Source organism: Pseudomonas sp. LBUM1647, assembly GCF_059716175.1.
Map to the genome: position 1 here is coordinate 5,862,803 of NZ_CP166809.1, position 18,073 is coordinate 5,880,875.

15 protein-coding genes are annotated in these 18,073 nt (G+C 59.4%); 13 read left to right on the forward strand and 2 right to left on the reverse strand.

Annotation, left to right across the window (positions count from 1 at the left end):
- The first annotated feature begins 17 nt into the window (after positions 1-17).
- Positions 18-335, forward strand: a complete 318-nt coding sequence (locus tag ACA059_RS27065; RefSeq protein WP_497631614.1) for a Rieske (2Fe-2S) protein — start codon at positions 18-20, stop codon at positions 333-335.
- Here the strand turns inward: ACA059_RS27065 and sfsA are convergent.
- Together sfsA and ACA059_RS27075 are read right to left on the reverse strand one after the other, a co-directional pair.
- Positions 332-1,045, reverse strand: coding sequence for a DNA/RNA nuclease SfsA (sfsA, locus tag ACA059_RS27070; RefSeq protein ID WP_497631615.1), 714 nt, complete (start codon positions 1,043-1,045; stop codon positions 332-334). The two genes, ACA059_RS27065 and sfsA, sit on opposite strands and share 4 nt — an antisense overlap.
- Positions 1,045-2,217: a pyridoxal phosphate-dependent aminotransferase gene (locus ACA059_RS27075; protein WP_497631616.1), complete on the reverse strand. Its 1,173-nt coding sequence runs from the start codon at positions 2,215-2,217 to the stop codon at positions 1,045-1,047. Before ACA059_RS27075 ends, sfsA begins: the two co-directional genes overlap by 1 nt.
- Positions 2,218-2,549: 332 nt before the next feature.
- On the opposite strand from ACA059_RS27075, the gene dksA reads away from it, so the two are divergent.
- From dksA to acs, 12 genes are all read left to right on the forward strand, one after another.
- On the forward strand, positions 2,550-2,990 hold the full coding sequence (gene dksA, locus ACA059_RS27080) for an RNA polymerase-binding protein DksA (protein WP_201185610.1): 441 nt from the start codon (positions 2,550-2,552) through the stop codon (positions 2,988-2,990).
- Between the two features lie 173 nt (positions 2,991-3,163).
- Positions 3,164-4,051 carry a tRNA glutamyl-Q(34) synthetase GluQRS gene (gene gluQRS / locus ACA059_RS27085; RefSeq protein WP_497631617.1) on the forward strand — a complete coding sequence of 296 codons (888 nt, stop codon included), beginning with the start codon at positions 3,164-3,166 and terminating at the stop codon, positions 4,049-4,051.
- A gap of 77 nt (positions 4,052-4,128) precedes the next feature.
- Positions 4,129-4,305 (forward strand): hypothetical protein, encoded by a 177-nt coding sequence (locus ACA059_RS27090; RefSeq protein ID WP_003176118.1) that lies wholly within the window; start codon positions 4,129-4,131, stop codon positions 4,303-4,305.
- A complete protein-coding gene (locus ACA059_RS27095) occupies positions 4,289-7,243 on the forward strand; it encodes a sensor histidine kinase (protein WP_497631618.1) in 2,955 nt (984 codons plus the stop codon). The genes ACA059_RS27090 and ACA059_RS27095 overlap by 17 nt, the downstream gene beginning before the upstream one ends.
- A gap of 22 nt (positions 7,244-7,265) precedes the next feature.
- Positions 7,266-8,702 carry a sigma-54-dependent transcriptional regulator gene (locus tag ACA059_RS27100; protein WP_415771446.1) on the forward strand — a complete coding sequence of 479 codons (1,437 nt, stop codon included), beginning with the start codon at positions 7,266-7,268 and terminating at the stop codon, positions 8,700-8,702.
- Positions 8,703-9,576: 874 nt separating this feature from the next.
- Positions 9,577-10,977: a polynucleotide adenylyltransferase PcnB gene (locus ACA059_RS27105; protein WP_008153304.1), complete on the forward strand. Its 1,401-nt coding sequence runs from the start codon at positions 9,577-9,579 to the stop codon at positions 10,975-10,977.
- 3 nt (positions 10,978-10,980) lie between these two features.
- A complete protein-coding gene (folK, locus tag ACA059_RS27110; protein ID WP_497631619.1) occupies positions 10,981-11,466 on the forward strand; it encodes a 2-amino-4-hydroxy-6-hydroxymethyldihydropteridine diphosphokinase in 486 nt (161 codons plus the stop codon).
- Between the two features lie 366 nt (positions 11,467-11,832).
- Complete coding sequence (panB, locus tag ACA059_RS27115; protein ID WP_497631620.1) at positions 11,833-12,633, forward strand: 3-methyl-2-oxobutanoate hydroxymethyltransferase; 801 nt, start codon at positions 11,833-11,835, stop codon at positions 12,631-12,633.
- On the forward strand, positions 12,630-13,490 hold the full coding sequence (panC, locus tag ACA059_RS27120) for a pantoate--beta-alanine ligase (protein WP_497631621.1): 861 nt from the start codon (positions 12,630-12,632) through the stop codon (positions 13,488-13,490). The genes panB and panC overlap by 4 nt, the downstream gene beginning before the upstream one ends.
- 126 nt (positions 13,491-13,616) lie before the next feature.
- Complete coding sequence (panD, locus tag ACA059_RS27125) at positions 13,617-13,997, forward strand: aspartate 1-decarboxylase (protein WP_003228271.1); 381 nt, start codon at positions 13,617-13,619, stop codon at positions 13,995-13,997.
- Between the two features lie 229 nt (positions 13,998-14,226).
- Positions 14,227-15,891, forward strand: a complete 1,665-nt coding sequence (gene pgi, locus ACA059_RS27130; RefSeq protein ID WP_497631622.1) for a glucose-6-phosphate isomerase — start codon at positions 14,227-14,229, stop codon at positions 15,889-15,891.
- A gap of 230 nt (positions 15,892-16,121) precedes the next feature.
- A complete protein-coding gene (gene acs / locus ACA059_RS27135; protein WP_497631623.1) occupies positions 16,122-18,059 on the forward strand; it encodes an acetate--CoA ligase in 1,938 nt (645 codons plus the stop codon).
- The last annotated feature ends 14 nt before the right edge of the window (positions 18,060-18,073 follow it).

An 18,073-nucleotide genomic window follows, 5' to 3' on the forward strand; every position in this document is an offset into this window, starting at 1 on the left:
AGGACTTGAGGATAGACATGAAGTTTCTTTGTGCAGGCGTTGAGCTGGCCGATGCCAGCAGTCGCGGTTTCGACATCGACGGCCAGAAGCTCTTTGCCGTGCGCCGTGGCGGCCAGGTTTACGTCTACATCAATCGCTGCCCGCACCGTGGCGTGGGACTGGAATGGAAGCCCGACCAGTTTCTCGACCGCAGCAACAGCCTGATCCAGTGCGCGACCCACGGCGCACTGTTTCTGATCGAAGACGGCGAATGCGTCGCCGGCCCTTGCGCTGGTCAGTCCCTGACCACCGTCGCCTGCCGCGAAGACGAGCAAGGGATCTGGGTCAGTCTTTAGCCGTTCAGCAACACATCCAGACGCCGATCGACCACCATTTCTTCGTGGGTCAAACGCACGCCATAGGCCAGCACCTCGACCCCGCACGATACCGCCTCACGCAAGGCTGCGGCGTAGGCCGAATCGATTTCTTCTGCAGGACGCACGGCGTCGATGCCGGTGAGATTGACGCAATACAACTGCACCGCACGAATTCCGTCCCGGGCCAAATGGACCAATTCGCGCAAATGCTTGGCCCCGCGCTGGGTCACCGCATCGGGAAACGCTGCCACCGAAGAACCATCGAAGCCCAAAGTAACGCTTTTGACTTCCACATAAGCCGGCCCGCTCGGGTAATCGAGGCGGAAGTCGATGCGACTGCTCTCCTGACCGTAGGCCACTTCACGTTTCAGTTCGGTAAAACCGTTCAGTTCGGTGATGACACCGGCTCGCAGTGCCTCTTCGATCAAGCCGTTGGCCCGTCCGGTATTCACACAAAACAAGCGCCCCTGCGGCGTTTCGCCGATTTCCCAGGTACCGGGCAACTTGCGCTTGGGGTCGTTGGAACGGCTGAACCAGACCTGCCCGCCTTCGACCTGGCAATTGAGCATCGAGCCGGTATTCGGGCAGTGAATGGTCAGCAACTCGCCGCTAACGGTTTCGATATCGGCGAGAAAACGCTTGTAACGACGAATCAAACGGCCTTCTTCGAGGGGAGGATGAAAACGCATCAGCCTTGCCAGCTCTTCAAGCCGCGCGCAATCCGATCGACCGCTTCCTGTAGGCGCGGAAGACTTTGGGTGTAGGCAAACCGCACATGATGGCCGGCCTGATAACGACCGAAGTCCAGACCCGGAGTAATCGCCACGTGTTCGGTTTCGAGGAAATGTCGGCAGAACGCGAAGGCATCGCCGCCGAACTTGCTGATATCGGCATACAAGTAGAACGCGCCTTCAGGCTCAACGGCGATACCAAAGCCCAACTCTCGCAGGGCTGGCAGCAGGAAATCCCGACGACGGCCGAATTCGGCGCGTCTTTCTTCCAGAATGCTGATCGTGGCCGGTTCGAAGCACGCTAAAGCGGCGTGCTGTGCCATGCTCGGGGCGCTGATATAGAGGTTCTGGGCGAGTTTTTCCAGCTCACCGACCGCCGCCTCCGGTGCCACCAGCCAACCGAGGCGCCAACCGGTCATCCCGAAATACTTTGAGAAACTATTCAGCACAAAGGCGCTGTCATCGACTTCCAGCACGCTCGCCGCATCAGTGCCGTAAGTCAGACCGTGATAGATCTCGTCCACCACCAGATGACCGTGACGCTCCTTGATCGCGGCAGACAGGCCCGCCAGCTCATCGCGGGTCAGGATCGTCCCGGTCGGGTTGGCTGGCGACGCCACCAGGGCGCCGACGCTGTCGTGGTCCCAATGGCGTGCAATCAGGTCCGGTGTCAGTTGATAGCGTACGTCCGGACCTACAGGAACAAGCTGCGCCGCGCCTTCCACCAGCCGCAAAAAGTGCCGGTTGCACGGATATCCCGGGTCCGCCAGTAGCCAGTGCTTACCTGGGTCCACTAACAAGGCGCTGGCCAGCAGCAGCGCACCGGAACCGCCAGGCGTGATGAGGATTCGCTGCGGATCGATGTTCAAACCGTAACGTCGCTGATAAAAGCCGGAAATGGCCTCACGCAACTCGGGAATGCCACGTGCGGCGGTGTAACGGGTCTTCCCCGCCGTCAATGCGGCCTGGCCGGCCTGAATGATCGGCTCGGCGGTGGTGAAGTCGGGTTCGCCGATTTCCAGGTGGATCACGTCGTGACCAGCGGCTTGCAGTTCATTGGCCCGCGCCAGCAGCGCCATGACATGGAAAGGTTCGATCGCGCGACTGCGGGCACTGTAGGACTGAGCCATTAGCCTTCCTTCAACGGGGAAAAAAACCAATTCTACCCAAGCGCAGGAACGAGCGAGAACCTAAAGCGGTCAGACCGTTATAACGCTGGTCTCAAACGACTCAAGCGTGTGTCCCAGGTTTGACTAAAATCAATAATTGATCAGGTCTCCAGCGCCACCAGACAAGGCTTTGCAATCATTTGCAAGCACCGCGGGCCACTACCTCGACATCCGGGAGTAGCGCGGTCCGATTTGATCTGGTAAGTTCGCCCGCTTGCAGCCGCAGGGCCGGCAGGTGTCGGTGATGGAGCAATCCTGCGCAATGGATTACAAGAGTAGAGGCGGTCTATTTCATGTCCACCCAAGCAAAGCAGCAAAACCAGACGATCAGCGGCTTCGAACCCTACAAAGAAGTAAAGGGCGAGGAATACATGGGCAAGCCCATGCGCGCTCACTTCACCAAGATCCTGAATAAGTGGAAACAGGACTTGATGCAGGAAGTCGACCGTACGGTTGATCACATGAAAGACGAAGCGGCCAACTTCCCGGACCCGGCAGACCGTGCCAGCCAGGAAGAAGAATTCAGCCTCGAGCTGCGTGCCCGCGACCGCGAGCGCAAGTTGATCAAAAAGATCGACAAGACGCTGCAACTGATCGAAGACGAAGAATATGGCTGGTGCGAGTCCTGCGGCGTCGAAATTGGCGTCAAGCGACTGGAAGCCCGCCCTACCGCCGATATGTGCGTTGACTGCAAGACCCTGGCGGAAATCAAGGAAAAGCAAGTCGGCAAGTAATCTCGACTTGAACGAAAAACGGAGCGTGCGAACGCTCCGTTTTTGTTTCTGATATTCGCCTCGACACGAAACCTGTGGGAGCGAGCCTTTGTGGCGAGGGGATTTATCCCCTCGCCACAAAGGCTCGCTCCCACAAGTGATTTGCGTACGACCGGACAACATAGATCGCCTTTATGACCTCCCCCACCTACATCGGGCGCTTCGCCCCCACGCCCAGTGGACATCTGCATTTCGGTTCGCTGGTCGCAGCGCTGGCCTCGTATCTCGACGCGCGCTCGGTGGGTGGCCGCTGGCTGATGCGCATGGAAGATCTCGATCCGCCACGGGAAGAACCCGGCGCTCAAGCGGCGATCCTTAAAGCCCTGGAAAGCTACGGTTTCGAGTGGGATGGCGAAATGGTCCGACAGAGCGACCGGCACGATGCCTACGCCGAAGTCCTCAATCGCCTGTTCAATCACGGTCTGGCCTACGCTTGCACCTGTTCACGCAAAACACTTGCGCCCTATCACGGGATTTATCCGGGGCTGTGCCGCAACGCCGGTCATGACACTAAAAATGCCGCGATCCGCCTGCGTGTCCCCGAACTGGAATACCACTTCATCGACCGGGTGCAAGGCGAATACCGCCAACACCTGGGCCGGGAAGTCGGCGATTTCGTGATCCGTCGCCGCGACGGGCTCTACGCCTATCAATTGGCGGTGGTGCTGGACGATGCCTGGCAAGGCATTACCGATATTGTCCGTGGCGCCGACCTGCTCGACTCCACGCCGCGCCAACTCTACCTGCAAGAACTGCTCGGCCTGCCGCAACCGCGCTATCTGCATATCCCGCTGATCACCCAGCCCGATGGCAACAAGCTCGGTAAGTCCTATCGTTCGCCGCCGCTGACCGAAGATCAGGCAACCCCCTTGTTGCTGCGTGCGTTGCGCGCATTGGGGCAGAACCCCGGTGCCGAACTGGCTTACGCCACCCCACGGGAAGTGTTGAACTGGGGCATCGCCCACTGGGATGCAGTGTTGATCCCGCGCACACTCAACCTGCCCGAAGCGCAACTACAGTGATCACACTTGCAGTGGCGCGCCCATCCGTTACCATCGCCGCACGTTTTCGGGCACGCGCATAAAAAAGAGAGGCCGGGATGTACATCTATCGCTTGGTCCTGCTCCTGGTAGTGGGGATTTATCTGTTCTCCCCGGCCATCATGGATTGGTGGATCGACGCCACTGGCGCCTGGTATCGCCCTTATCTGCTCTGGCTGATTCTGATCGTCGTGACCTTCATCCTGCAGAGCCAAAAAGATGCCGATGAGCTTTAGCCTGACCCAGATGATCCTGATCAGCGCCGCGTACCTGGCGGTGCTGTTCGGCGTAGCCTGGGTCAGCGAACGGGGCATGATCCCCCGGGCGATCATTCGCCACCCACTGACGTACACCCTGTCGCTGGGCGTTTACGCCAGTGCGTGGGCGTTTTATGGCACGGTGGGCCTGGCCTATCAGTACGGTTACGGCTTCTTGTCCAGTTACCTCGGGGTTTCCGGTGCATTCCTGCTGGCACCGGTGCTTTTGTATCCGATCCTGAAAATCACCCGCACGTATCAGCTGTCGTCCCTGGCTGACCTGTTCGCCTTCCGCTTCCGCAGCACCTGGGCCGGCGCACTGACCACGATCTTCATGCTGATCGGCGTGCTGCCGTTGCTGGCGTTGCAGATTCAGGCGGTGGCCGACTCCATCGGCATCCTCACCCGCGAGCCGGTGCAACATCGCGTAGCCCTAAGCTTCTGCGCACTGATTACGCTGTTCACGATTTTCTTCGGCTCGCGCCACATCGCCACCCGCGAGAAACACGAAGGCCTGGTGTTCGCGATTGCTTTCGAGTCGGTGATCAAACTGATCGCCATCGGCGGCGTTGGTCTCTATGCGCTGTATGGCGTGTTCGATGGCCCGCAACAACTGGAACTGTGGCTGCTGCAAAACCAGACCGCCCTCGCCGCTTTGCACACGCCATTGCAGGAAGGCCCATGGCGCACGCTGCTGCTGGTGTTCTTCGCTTCGGCGATTGTGATGCCGCACATGTACCACATGACGTTTACCGAAAACCTCAACCCGCGCTCACTGGTCAGTGCAAGTTGGGGCCTGCCGCTGTTCCTGCTGTTGATGAGTTTGGCGGTACCGCTGATTCTCTGGGCCGGACTGAAACTCGGCGCCACCACCAACCCGGAATACTTCACGCTCGGCATCGGCATCGCCGCCAACAGCAAGGCTTTGGCGCTATTGGCCTATATCGGCGGATTATCGGCGGCCAGCGGTTTGATCATTGTCACCACCCTGGCCCTGTCCGGGATGGCGCTGAACCATTTAGTACTGCCGCTCTATCAGCCGCCAGCCGAAGGCAATATCTACCGCTGGCTGAAATGGACCCGCCGGGGGCTGATCGTCGCGATCATCATGGCCGGTTACGGTTTCTACCTGCTGCTGGGCGCGGAACAGGATCTGGCGAATCTGGGCATCGTCGCCTTCGTCGCCACCCTGCAGTTCCTGCCGGGTGTGCTGTCGGTGCTGTACTGGCCGACCGCCAACCGCCGTGGTTTCATCGCCGGCTTGCTCGCGGGGATTCTGGTGTGGCTGGTGACCATGCTGCTGCCGCTGGTCGGCAATCTGCAAGGCTTCTACATACCGCTGCTGAACATGATCTACGTGCTGGACGACACCAGCTGGCACATGGCGGCGATCGCCTCGCTGGCGGCCAACGTACTGATGTTCACCCTGATTTCGCTGTTCACCAACGCCAGCAGCGAAGAGGCCAGCGCCGCCGAAGCCTGCGCCGTGGACAACGTGCGCCGGCCGCAACGCCGCGAACTGCACGCCGCCTCACCCCAGGAGTTCGCCACACAGCTTGCTAAACCCTTGGGCGCCAAGGCGGCGCAGAAAGAAGTCGAACAGGCCCTGCGCGACCTCTATCTGCCATTCGATGAGCGCCGGCCTTACGCCTTGCGCCGCTTGCGCGACCGTATCGAAGCCAACCTCTCCGGCCTGATGGGGCCGAGTGTGGCTCAGGACATGGTCGAGACATTCCTGCCTTATAAGGCCGGCGGCGAAAACTACGTCACCGAAGACATCCACTTCATCGAAAGTCGCCTCGAGGATTACCACTCGCGCCTGACCGGGCTTGCCGCCGAACTCGATGCCCTGCGCCGCTATCACCGCCAGACCCTGCAGGAATTGCCGATGGGCGTCTGCTCGCTGGCCAAGGATCAGGAAATCCTCATGTGGAACAAAGCCATGGAGGAGCTGACCGGGATTGCCGCGCAGCGTGTGGTCGGTTCGCGGCTCAGTACTATTGCCGATCCTTGGAAAGAGCTGCTGCAAGGTTTCATCAATCTGCCGGACGAACATTTGCACAAACAGCATCTGGCGCTCGACGGCCAGACCCGCTGGCTGAACCTGCACAAAGCAGCGATCGATGAACCGCTTGCGCCCGGCAACAGCGGCCTGGTGCTGCTGGTGGAAGACCTGACCGAAACCCAGATGCTCGAAGACAAACTGGTGCACTCCGAGCGTCTGGCCAGCATCGGTCGACTCGCCGCCGGTGTGGCCCATGAAATCGGCAACCCGATCACCGGCATCGCCTGCCTTGCACAGAACCTGCGCGAAGAGCGCGAAGAAGACATTGAACTGAAGGAAATCAGCGGGCAGATCCTGGAGCAGACCAAACGCGTGTCGCGCATCGTTCAGTCGCTGATGAGTTTTGCCCACGCCGGCAGTCATCAGCACAGCGACGAGCCCGTCTGTCTGGCGGAAGTGGCCCAGGATGCCATCGGTTTGCTGGCCCTGAACCGACGTAATTTCGAAGTGCAGTTCTACAACCTGTGCGATCCCGATCACTGGGTCGAAGGCGACCCGCAGCGGCTTGCACAAGTACTGATCAACTTGCTCTCAAACGCCCGCGACGCCTCGCCTCCCGGCAGTGCGGTGCGAGTCAAAAGCGAAGCCGGCGAACACACGGTCGACTTGATCGTGGAAGACGAAGGCAGCGGTATTCCGAAGAACATCATGGATAGATTGTTCGAACCTTTCTTCACCACCAAGGATCCTGGCGAAGGCACCGGTCTGGGCCTTGCACTGGTCTATTCCATCGTTGAAGAGCATTATGGACAAATCACCATCGACAGCCCGGCTGATGTTCAAAGCCAACGCGGCACCCGTATCCGGGTGACCTTGCCGCGTCATGTCGAAGCGACGTCCGCTGTGAACTGAGACCGTCGAGAGTATCGAATCAATGCCGCACATTTTGATCGTCGAAGACGAAACAATTATCCGCTCCGCCTTGCGCCGCCTGCTGGAACGTAACCAGTACCAGGTCAGCGAAGCCGGTTCAGTGCAGGAAGCACAAGAACGCTTCACCATCCCCACGTTCGACCTGATCGTCAGCGACCTGCGTCTGCCTGGCGCGCCTGGCACCGAGTTGATCAAACTTGGCCAGGGCACTCCGGTGCTGATCATGACCAGCTACGCGAGCCTGCGTTCGGCGGTCGACTCGATGAAGATGGGTGCGGTGGATTACATCGCCAAGCCTTTCGATCACGATGAAATGCTGCAAGCCGTCGCGCGAATCCTGCGTGACCGTCAAGCGGTGCAAGCCAGCGGTGAGCCGGTCGCCGGTAAAGCCGGTAATGGCGCCGCGAAACCGGGCGCCAGCAACAACAACGGCGAAATCGGCATCATCGGCTCCTGCCCGCCTATGCAGGATCTGTACAGCAAGATCCGCAAAGTCGCGCCAACCGACTCCAATGTCCTGATCCAGGGCGAATCCGGCACCGGTAAAGAACTGGTGGCGCGCGCCCTGCACAACCTGTCCAAACGTGCCAAGGCGCCGATGATTTCGGTGAACTGCGCGGCCATTCCGGAAAGCCTGATCGAGTCCGAACTGTTCGGCCACGAAAAAGGCGCGTTCACTGGCGCCAGCGCCGGGCGTGCCGGCCTGGTAGAAGCGGCTGACGGTGGCACCTTGTTCCTCGACGAAATCGGCGAACTGCCACTGGAAGCCCAGGCCCGCCTGCTGCGCGTGTTGCAGGAAGGTGAAATTCGTCGTGTGGGTTCGGTGCAGTCACAGAAAGTCGATGTGCGCCTGATCGCCGCGACTCACCGGGACCTCAAGAGCCTGGCGAAGATCGGCCAGTTCCGTGAAGACTTGTATTACCGCCTTCACGTGATCGCCCTGAAACTGCCGGCCCTGCGCGAGCGCGGCGCCGACGTCAACGAAATTGCCACCGCGTTCCTGGCGCGGCAGAGTGCGCGGGTCAACCGCACTGATTTGAAGTTCGCCCCGGATGCCGAGCAAGCCATTCGTCATTACTCCTGGCCGGGTAACGTTCGAGAGCTGGAAAACGCAGTAGAACGTGCCGTCATCCTGTGCGAGAGCCCGGAGATTTCCGCCGAGCTGCTGGGTATCGACATCGAACTGAGCGATCTGGACGATGACGATTTCATCGGCCTGCCCCCCCAACAGGGCAGCGCCGCCGGTAACAATAGCCATGAGCCGACCGAAGACCTGTCACTGGAAGACTACTTCCAGCACTTCGTTCTCGAACATCAGGATCACATGACCGAAACCGAGTTGGCGCGCAAACTCGGTGTCAGTCGCAAATGCCTGTGGGAACGCCGTCAGCGCCTGGGCATTCCGCGGCGCAAGACCGGAGTGGCCAGCGAGAGCTGAACCGCACCTGTCTGATGTGCGGGTAACACGTGACACTGTGGAAAAACTGTTACCTCAGGTTTTTCACGTAACAGAAGCCGGGGCTTACGGTAACGAAGCCCCGGCTTTTTTTGGCCTCGAAAAACCCCGCCAGACTGCTTAACCCCTTGTTTTGCTGGGCCTCGCAAAAGTTGGCACGCACCCTGCTATATGTTTGGTACAAGAACAATAACAAGCAATGCACAAGACAATAAAAATAAGACGTATCGACTCACGCACAATAAAAACAAGACGGCGAGAGGCGCAGCTAACTGATTCTTTTGGAGAGGCGTTGTATTTGGGGCTTGCCCCACGACCAGGCCGAGAACAACAAAAAACTGTCACAAGACAGAGCCTGAACTGGTTGGATCGCAAGATCACTGCAACACAGCGACCAAAGCAATCCGTTTGCTCTTGGCTCCCGATTGGGAGGGTCATGAAGGAAAAACTTCATGGCGAGGGCACTTAACAAAAACAAAAAGCCCGAATCAAAAATAAAAATAGAGCATGCAACTACTTTCTTGGGGAGCTTCGGCTCCCCTTGTAGTTTCTGGTGTTTGGCCCTTGTAGCGGCTGAGTTGTGGTGAGGGGATTTATCCCCGTTCGGCTGCGAAGCAGTCGTGAATTCAGATAACGCGGTGCTTCAGATAAACCATGCGTTCAGGTTTTACGACTGCTTCGCAGCCGAACGGGGATAAATCCCCTCACCACAGTGCTACATGCCCAGCCGTACCAGACACCCCCTTCAAGCGCTTGCGCAGCTTCCTACACCATCCCCCGACTAAATGCTAGAATCCCGGCCCATCATGCGGTCATTCTTCGTTTTGGCCGAACATTCCTTCAAACAGTGCATCCCATGCTGAAGAAGCTGTTCCAGTCATTCCGTTCTCCCAAGCGTCATACGCAACACATTCGCAGTACGCCTGAAGTGCTCAACAGCGGCCAACATTCGCTGCAAAAGGCCCAATTCAGTCGCTACGCGGTGAACATCGTCGAACGCCTGCAGAACGCCGGTTACCAGGCATACCTGGTCGGCGGCTGCGTGCGTGACATGCTACTCGGCATCACGCCAAAAGATTTCGACGTCGCCACCAGTGCCACACCTGAACAGGTGCGGGCCGAATTCCGCAATGCCCGGATCATTGGTCGACGCTTCAAGCTGGTACATATCCACTTTGGCCGCGAAATCATTGAAGTCGCGACCTTCCGCGCCAATCACCCGCAAAACGATGAAGAGGAAGACAGCAACCAGTCCTCGCGAAACGAGAGCGGGCGCATCCTGCGCGATAACGTCTATGGCACGCTGGAAGAAGACGCGCAACGCCGCGACTTCACCATCAACGCCTTGTATTACGATCCGGTCAGCGAGCGCATCCTCGATTACGCCAACGGCGTACACGACATCCGCAATCACCTGATCCGCCTGATCGGCGACCCGAAGCAACGCTACCAGGAAGATCCGGTACGGATGCTGCGAGCCGTGCGTTTCGCCGCCAAGCTGAATTTCGGCATCGAAAAACACAGCGCCGCGCCAATCCGTGAACTGGCGCCGATGCTGCGCGAGATTCCATCGGCCCGCCTGTTCGAAGAAGTGCTCAAGCTGTTCCTCTCCGGCCATGCCGCGGACACCTTCGAGATGCTGGTCGACCTGCAGCTGTTCGATCCGCTGTTCCCGGCCAGTGCCGAGGCGCTGGAATACAACCCGACCTATACCCACACGCTGATCAGCGAAGCGTTGATCAACACTGATCTGCGGATCAAACAGAACAAACCGGTGACCCCGGCGTTCCTGTTTGCGGCGCTGCTTTGGCCTGCCCTGCCAGCCCGTGTATTGCGCTTGCAAGAGCGTGGCATGCCGCCGATTCCGGCGATGCAGGAAGCGGCTCACGAGTTGATCGCCGAACAGTGCCAGCGCATCGCGATTCCGAAACGCTTCACCATGCCGATCCGCGAGATCTGGGACATGCAAGAGCGTCTGCCACGCCGCAGTGGCAAGCGCGCCGACCTGTTGCTGGACAACCCACGGTTCCGTGCCGGTTACGACTTCCTGCTGCTACGCGAAAGCGCTGGCGAGCAGACCGATGGCCTGGGCGAATGGTGGACGGATTATCAGGACGCCAACGACAGCGAACGTCGCGACATGATCCGCGACCTCAGCGGCAAGGATGACGGCACTGGCGCTCCACGCAAACGTCGCCGCAGCGGTGGCGCCAAGCGCAAACGCACCGCAGGCGCACCGAGCGCCACGGGCGAGTAATCCATGGAACGCATCTACATCGGTATGGGCAGCAATCTGGCTGACCCCGCCGAACAATTGCGCAGCGCCGTCGACGCGCTGGCGCAGTTGCCGCAAACCGAACTGATCGGAGTTTCCGCGTTTTATCAGAGCGACTCGCTGCTGCCCGGCCAACCGCGTTATACCAACGCGGTTGCTGCCCTCGACAGCACGCTCCCGCCGCTGGAGCTGCTGGATGCGCTGCAAGCCATCGAGAACGGACAGGGCCGCGAGCGCCTTGAACGTTGGGGGCCGCGTACGCTGGATCTCGACATCTTGCTGTTCGGTGATCGGCTGATCAATGAACCTCGCCTCAAGGTGCCTCACTACCATATGCAGGAACGAGCTTTCGTTCTGTATCCGCTGGCCGAACTGGCGCCTGCGGATTTGCGTCTGGCTGATGGCCGCTGCCTCGGCGAACTCCTCGCTGCTTGCCCGTTCGTCGGCCTGGAACTACTCCCCCAAAATTGACACCATCCCCCTGTGGGAGCGAGCTTGCTCGCGATAGCGGCCTGTCATTCAACATTGATGCTGGCTGATCCACCGCTATCGCGAGCAAGCTCGCTCCCACATTGTTTTTGTGTCAAACACAAGATTGTCGTTGCTGAATCGCATCAGTTACCCCGGTAACACCCCCCGCGTAACAATGCGGTAACACACGCAATTGACTTCCCGAGTTCTCCTCACGACTATAGGCGTCCCGCTGCCGCCAACACGGCGTTGAAGGGCGCAATCCAGGCCTTAAAAGCACGACAACAGACCGTGCGCCTGTATTTAACGAAGAATCACGCGCGTTACTCGCAGTAGTTTCCACAGCGCCTGAATGAGGAACTTTTCATGCCAGCCATCACCCTGACCACTCTGCAAGGTCTCAAGCAAAAAGGTGAAAAAATCACCATGCTGACCTGCTATGACGCGACCTTCGCCCACGCCTGCAATGAGGCGGGTGTCGAAGTGCTGCTGGTGGGCGACTCCCTTGGCATGGTTTTGCAAGGTCACGACAGCACCCTGCCGGTCACCACCGCTGAAATGGCTTACCACGTGGCGTCCGTCAAACGCGGTAACACCGATGCGTTGATCCTCGCCGACCTGCCCTTCATGGCCTACGCCACCACCGAACAAGCCATGACCAACAGTGCCCTGTTGATGCAGGCGGGTGCGCACATGGTCAAGGTTGAAGGTGCGCTGTGGCTGGCGGACTCGATCCGTCTGCTGGCCGAGCGCGGCATCCCGGTGTGCGCGCACATGGGGCTGACACCGCAATCGGTGAATATCCTCGGCGGTTACAAAGTCCAGGGCCGTAGCGAGAACCAGGCACGCCAGATGCGCGCCGATGCCATCGCTCTGGAACAGGCTGGTGCAGCCATGCTGTTGCTCGAGTGCGTACCGAGTGAACTGGCCCAGGAAATCACCCAGGCTGTGGGTATTCCGGTGATCGGCATCGGCGCCGGCAGTGGCACCGACGGCCAGGTACTGGTTCTGCACGACATGCTCGGCCTGTCGATCACTGGCCGTGTACCAAAGTTCGTAAAGAACTTCATGGCTGGGCAACAAAACATTCAAGCGGCGCTTGGTGCGTACGTCACTGAAGTCAAAGCGGCGACTTTCCCTGGTATCGAACACGGATTCTCTGCATGAACACCGTAAAAACCGTACGCGAATTGCGGGCCGCCGTGGCCCGTGCCCGCAGTGAAGGCAAGCGCATCGGCTTCGTGCCGACCATGGGCAACCTGCACAGCGGTCATGTGGCACTGGTGACCAAAGCCACCCAACGGGTGGATTTCGTGGTCGCGAGCATTTTCGTCAACCCGTTGCAGTTCGGCGCCGGCGAAGACCTCGACAAGTACCCGCGCACCCTCGCAGCCGATCAGGAGAAACTGCTCCAGGCCGGTTGCCACTTGCTGTTCGCGCCAGCCGTTGAAGAAATGTATCCCGACGGCATGGTAGGCCAGACCCGCGTCAGCGTTCCGCAACTCTCCGAAGGCCTCTGCGGCGCCAGCCGTCCCGGGCATTTCGAAGGTGTGGCGACGGTGGTCACCAAGCTGTTCAACATGGTCCAGCCGGACCTGGCGATCTTCGGCCAGAAAGACTTCCAGCAACTGGCGGTGATCCGCGCCCTGGTGCATGACCTGAACATGCCGATCCAGATCATCGGCGAACCGACGGTTCGTGCAGCCGATGGCCTGGCGCTGTCGTCGCGCAATGGTTTCCTCAACGAAGAACAACGGGCCGTTGCGCCAGTTGTGTATCGCGGTTTGAGCCAGATTGCCGAAGCGATCAAACAGGGCGAACGGGATTTCCCGGCGTTGATCGGTGCGCAGATCAAGCAGCTTGAAGCGGCGGGTTTGCGTCCTGACTATCTGGAGATTCGTCATGCCCAGACCTTGCGTACAGCGACGGCGGAAGATCGGGATCTGGTGATTCTGGTGGCGGCGTTCCTGGGTACCACGCGGTTGATCGATAACCTGCACCTGAATCTCGACGCTACGGTTTAAACGGTAGATCAAAGATTAAACAACAAGACAAAAACTGAACGGCAAGATCAAAAGATCGCAGCCTGCGGCAGCTCCTACGCGCCTGTGGGCGCTGCCTGCCGTTCGATTCCGACCTGGGAAACACTCATGCACGCCATCATGCTCAAAGCCAAGCTGCATCGCGCCGAAGTCACCCACGCTGTACTCGATTACGAAGGTTCTTGCGCCATCGACGGCGAATGGCTGGACCTGTCCGGCATCCGTGAGTACGAACAGATCCAGATCTACAACGTCGACAATGGTGAACGCTTCACCACCTACGCGATTCGTGGCGAAGAAGGCTCGCGCATGATCTCGGTCAACGGTGCAGCCGCACACAAGGCCAAGGTCGGTGACCGCGTGATCATCTGCGCCTACGCCCACTACAGCGAAGCCGAGCTGCTCAACTTCAAGCCACGCATGCTCTACATGGCGCCGGGTAATGAACTGAGCCACACCAGCAATGCCATTCCGGTTCAGGTCGCCTGATCCAGTCTTAGCCCCTCCCCCCTCCGTTTGTCGGACCGTTCCCACCTTGATGTATAAAAAAGTACCGGGAACGGGTCAGACAAAGTCAAGACAGATCGCAGCGCGAGGTTTACTGTATTCGCCCTGTGTCATGAAATCGTGTCGACACAGTTGACCGGACGCCCACCCACAGCGCTCCGGTATTTTCAGTGTTCAAAAGGCCGTTCAAGTAAAAAGGAAACCCGCAGCGATGGCGTATTACCGCACCCCTCAAGACGTTACCGCTCTGCCCGCCTGGCAAGCGTTGAATGACCACCGCCAAGCCATGCAAGATTTCAGCATGCGCGAAGCCTTTAATGCCGATCCGCAGCGCTTTACCCAATTCACCCTCAGTAGCTGCGGCCTGTTTCTCGATTACTCGAAAAACCTGATCAACGCCCAGACCCGCGATCTGCTGGTGGGCCTGGCCAACGAAGTCGACCTCCAGGGCGCGATCAAAGCGCTGTTCGAAGGCGAAATCGTCAATTCCTCCGAAGGTCGTCCGGCCCTGCACACCGCCCTGCGCCGTCCGGTCGGCGACAAGCTGTCGGTCAACGGCGTCAACGTGATGCCGGAAGTGCACAAGGTCCTGAACCAGATCACCGACCTCGTGGGCCGTATCCACGACGGTTTGTGGCGCGGCTACTCCGAGAAGCCGATCACTGACGTGGTGAACATCGGCATCGGTGGCTCGTTCCTGGGCCCGGAGCTGGTCTCCGAAGCGCTGCTGTCCTACGCCCAGAAGGGTGTGCGCTGCCATTACCTGGCGAACATCGACGGCAGTGAGTTCCACGAACTGACCATGAAACTGCGCGCCGAAACCACGCTGTTCATCGTTTCGTCGAAATCCTTCAACACCCTCGAAACCCTGAAGAATGCCCAGGCCGCACGCGCCTGGTACCTGGCTCAGGGTGGCTCGGAAGCCGAGCTGTACCGTCACTTCATCGCCGTCTCCAGCAACAATGCAGCGGCGGTGGCCTTCGGGATCCGCGAAGAAAACATCTTCCCGATGTGGGACTGGGTTGGCGGCCGTTATTCGCTGTGGTCGGCCATCGGTTTGCCGATTGCCCTGGCCATCGGCATGTCGAACTTCAAGGAACTGCTGTCCGGTGCCTACACCATGGACCAGCATTTCCAGAGCGCGCCCTTCGACCAGAACATGCCGGTATTGCTGGCGTTGCTCGGCGTCTGGTATGGCAACTTCTGGGGTGCGCAGAGCCACGCGATCCTGCCGTACGACCATTACCTGCGCAACATCACCAAGCACTTGCAACAACTGGACATGGAATCCAACGGCAAGAGCGTGCGCCAGGACGGCACTCCGGTGTCCACCGACACCGGTCCGGTAATCTGGGGCGGCGTCGGCTGCAACGGTCAGCATGCGTATCACCAGTTGCTGCACCAGGGCACCCAACTGATCCCGGCCGACTTCATCGTGCCGATCGTCAGCTTCAACCCGGTGTCCGACCACCACCAGTGGCTGTACGCCAACTGCCTGTCGCAAAGCCAGGCGCTGATGCTGGGCAAGACCCTTGCCGAGGCCGAAGCCGAGTTGCGCGACAAAGGCATGAGCGAAGAAGAGGTGCACAAAATCGCACCGCACAAGGTGATCCCGGGCAACCGTCCGAGCAATACGTTGGTGGTCGAACGCATCAGCCCGCGCCGTCTCGGCGCATTGGTGGCGATGTACGAACACAAAGTCTTCGTGCAAAGCGTGATCTGGGGCATCAATGCCTTCGACCAATGGGGCGTGGAGCTGGGTAAAGAGTTGGGCAAAGGCGTCTACAACCGCCTGGTCGGCAGCGAAGAAACCCCGGCTGACGATGCTTCAACCCAAGGCCTGATCAACTACTTCCGCGGTCGTCACCGCGGGTGATAGGCTGAAGGGGCGGCTTACCCGCCCCTTCTACTTGCAGCATCGACAGTTTCACGGCACCGGGTTTACCGCAAAATCGGTGGCGTGCGCTATCACTGTAGGAGCTGCCGAAGGCTGCGATCTTTTGATTTTGATTATTAAAAACAAGATCAAAAGATCGCAGCCTTCGGCAGCTCCTACGAGGGTCGCGCAGCTCCCCTCTTGTCGCAAAACAAGAATAAGGAACCGTCATGTTCGATATCAGCACGTTCCCCAAAGCCGATGCCGTCCGCCGGGCTGCAAATCTGAGTCAAGACGACTATAAGCGCCTCTATCGCCAATCCATCGAACACCCCAGTGAATTTTGGGCCGAACAGGCCTCACGCTTTCTCGACTGGAGTACGCCATGGAATACCGTCCAGCGCTATAACCTGAAAACCGGTGAGGCGAGCTGGTTCACCGGCGGAAAGTTAAATGTCAGTTACAACTGCATTGACCGCCACCTGGAAAAGCGCGGCGATCAAATCGCGATCATCTGGGAAGGCGACGACCCTGCCGAATCCGCGCAGATCACCTACAAAAAACTTCATCACAACGTCTGTCGCCTGGCCAACGTGCTCAAAAGCCGTGGCGTGAAGAAAGGCGACCGCGTGTGCATCTACATGCCGATGATCCCCGAAGCGGCCTACGCCATGCTCGCCTGCACGCGCATTGGAGCGGTGCATTCGGTGGTGTTCGGTGGTTTCTCTCCGGACTCTGTGCGTGACCGGATTCTCGATGCCGACTGCCGCACCGTGATCACCGCCGATGAAGGCGTGCGCGGCGGTAAATTCGTGCCGCTCAAGCAGAAGGTCGACAAGGCGCTGCAAAGTTGCCCGAACGTCAGCACCGTCATCGTGGTCGAGCGCACTCAGGGCGAAGTGGACTGGGTCGAGGGCCGGGACATCTGGTATCACCAGGCGCTGCGCGACGTCAGCGACGATTGTCCGCCTGAACCGATGGACGCCGAAGACCCGCTGTTTATCCTCTACACCTCTGGCAGCACCGGCAAACCCAAAGGCGTGCTGCACACCACCGGCGGCTACCTGCTGCAAGCGGCGATGACCTTCAAGTACGTGCTCGACTACCGCGACGACGAAGTCTTCTGGTGCACCGCCGATGTCGGCTGGGTCACCGGTCACAGCTACATCGTCTACGGTCCTCTGGCCAACGGCGCGACCACGCTGATCTTCGAAGGCGTGCCGAGCTACCCGAGCAGCTCGCGCTTCTGGCAGGTGATCGACAAGCACCATGTGAACATTTTCTACACCGCCCCGACCGCCCTGCGCTCCCTGATGCGTGAAGGCCCCGAACCGTTGAAGGAAACTTCCCGCGCGAGCCTCAGATTACTCGGCAGTGTCGGTGAGCCCATCAACCCGGAAGCGTGGGAGTGGTACTTCAATGCCGTCGGCGAACAGCGTTGTCCGATCGTCGATACCTGGTGGCAGACCGAAACCGGCGGCATCATGCTCAGCCCTCTGGTCAGCGCTCAACGGATCAAACCCGGATGCGCCACGCAACCGATGTTCGGCGTGCAACCGGTGCTGCTCGATGAAGTCGGCAAGGAAATCAAAGGCGCCGGCAGCGGCGTGCTGGCGATCAAATCCAGCTGGCCGGCGCAGATCCGCAGCGTCTACGGCGACCCGCAACGAATGGTCGACACCTACTTCAAGCCCTACCCCGGTTACTATTTCACCGGCGACGGTGCCCGGCGCGATGAGGATGGCGATTACTGGATCACCGGGCGCATCGACGACGTGATCAACGTCTCCGGACACCGCATCGGCACCGCGGAAGTGGAAAGCGCGCTCGTGCTGCACGACAGCATCGCCGAAGCGGCGGTGGTCGGTTACCCCCACGACGTCAAGGGCCAGGGCATCTACGCCTTCGTCACCCCCATGAACGGCACTGAACCCAATGACGAACTGAAGAAAGCACTGCTGGACCACGTCAGCAAGGAAATCGGCAGCTTCGCCAAACCGGACCTGATCCAGTGGGCGCCGGCCTTGCCGAAAACCCGTTCGGGCAAGATCATGCGGCGCATTCTGCGCAAGATCGCCTGCAACGAACTGGACAGCCTGGGTGACACCTCGACCCTGGCTGACCCGAGCGTGGTCCAGGAGTTGGTCGATAAACGCCTGAATCAGTAAGCGCATGCTTTAAA

Coding starts and splice junctions, on each gene's coding strand:
- ACA059_RS27090 (WP_003176118.1), top strand. CDS start 4,129: ATGTACATCTATCGCTTGGTCCTGCTCCTGGTAGTGGGGATTTATCTG.
- ACA059_RS27095 (WP_497631618.1), top strand. CDS start 4,289: ATGCCGATGAGCTTTAGCCTGACCCAGATGATCCTGATCAGCGCCGCG.
- panB (WP_497631620.1), top strand. CDS start 11,833: ATGCCAGCCATCACCCTGACCACTCTGCAAGGTCTCAAGCAAAAAGGT.
- pgi (WP_497631622.1), top strand. CDS start 14,227: ATGGCGTATTACCGCACCCCTCAAGACGTTACCGCTCTGCCCGCCTGG.
- ACA059_RS27075 (WP_497631616.1), bottom strand. CDS start 2,217: ATGGCTCAGTCCTACAGTGCCCGCAGTCGCGCGATCGAACCTTTCCAT.
- panD (WP_003228271.1), top strand. CDS start 13,617: ATGCACGCCATCATGCTCAAAGCCAAGCTGCATCGCGCCGAAGTCACC.
- dksA (WP_201185610.1), top strand. CDS start 2,550: ATGTCCACCCAAGCAAAGCAGCAAAACCAGACGATCAGCGGCTTCGAA.
- gluQRS (WP_497631617.1), top strand. CDS start 3,164: ATGACCTCCCCCACCTACATCGGGCGCTTCGCCCCCACGCCCAGTGGA.
- panC (WP_497631621.1), top strand. CDS start 12,630: ATGAACACCGTAAAAACCGTACGCGAATTGCGGGCCGCCGTGGCCCGT.
- folK (WP_497631619.1), top strand. CDS start 10,981: ATGGAACGCATCTACATCGGTATGGGCAGCAATCTGGCTGACCCCGCC.
- ACA059_RS27100 (WP_415771446.1), top strand. CDS start 7,266: ATGCCGCACATTTTGATCGTCGAAGACGAAACAATTATCCGCTCCGCC.
- ACA059_RS27065 (WP_497631614.1), top strand. CDS start 18: ATGAAGTTTCTTTGTGCAGGCGTTGAGCTGGCCGATGCCAGCAGTCGC.
- ACA059_RS27105 (WP_008153304.1), top strand. CDS start 9,577: ATGCTGAAGAAGCTGTTCCAGTCATTCCGTTCTCCCAAGCGTCATACG.
- acs (WP_497631623.1), top strand. CDS start 16,122: ATGTTCGATATCAGCACGTTCCCCAAAGCCGATGCCGTCCGCCGGGCT.
- sfsA (WP_497631615.1), bottom strand. CDS start 1,045: ATGCGTTTTCATCCTCCCCTCGAAGAAGGCCGTTTGATTCGTCGTTAC.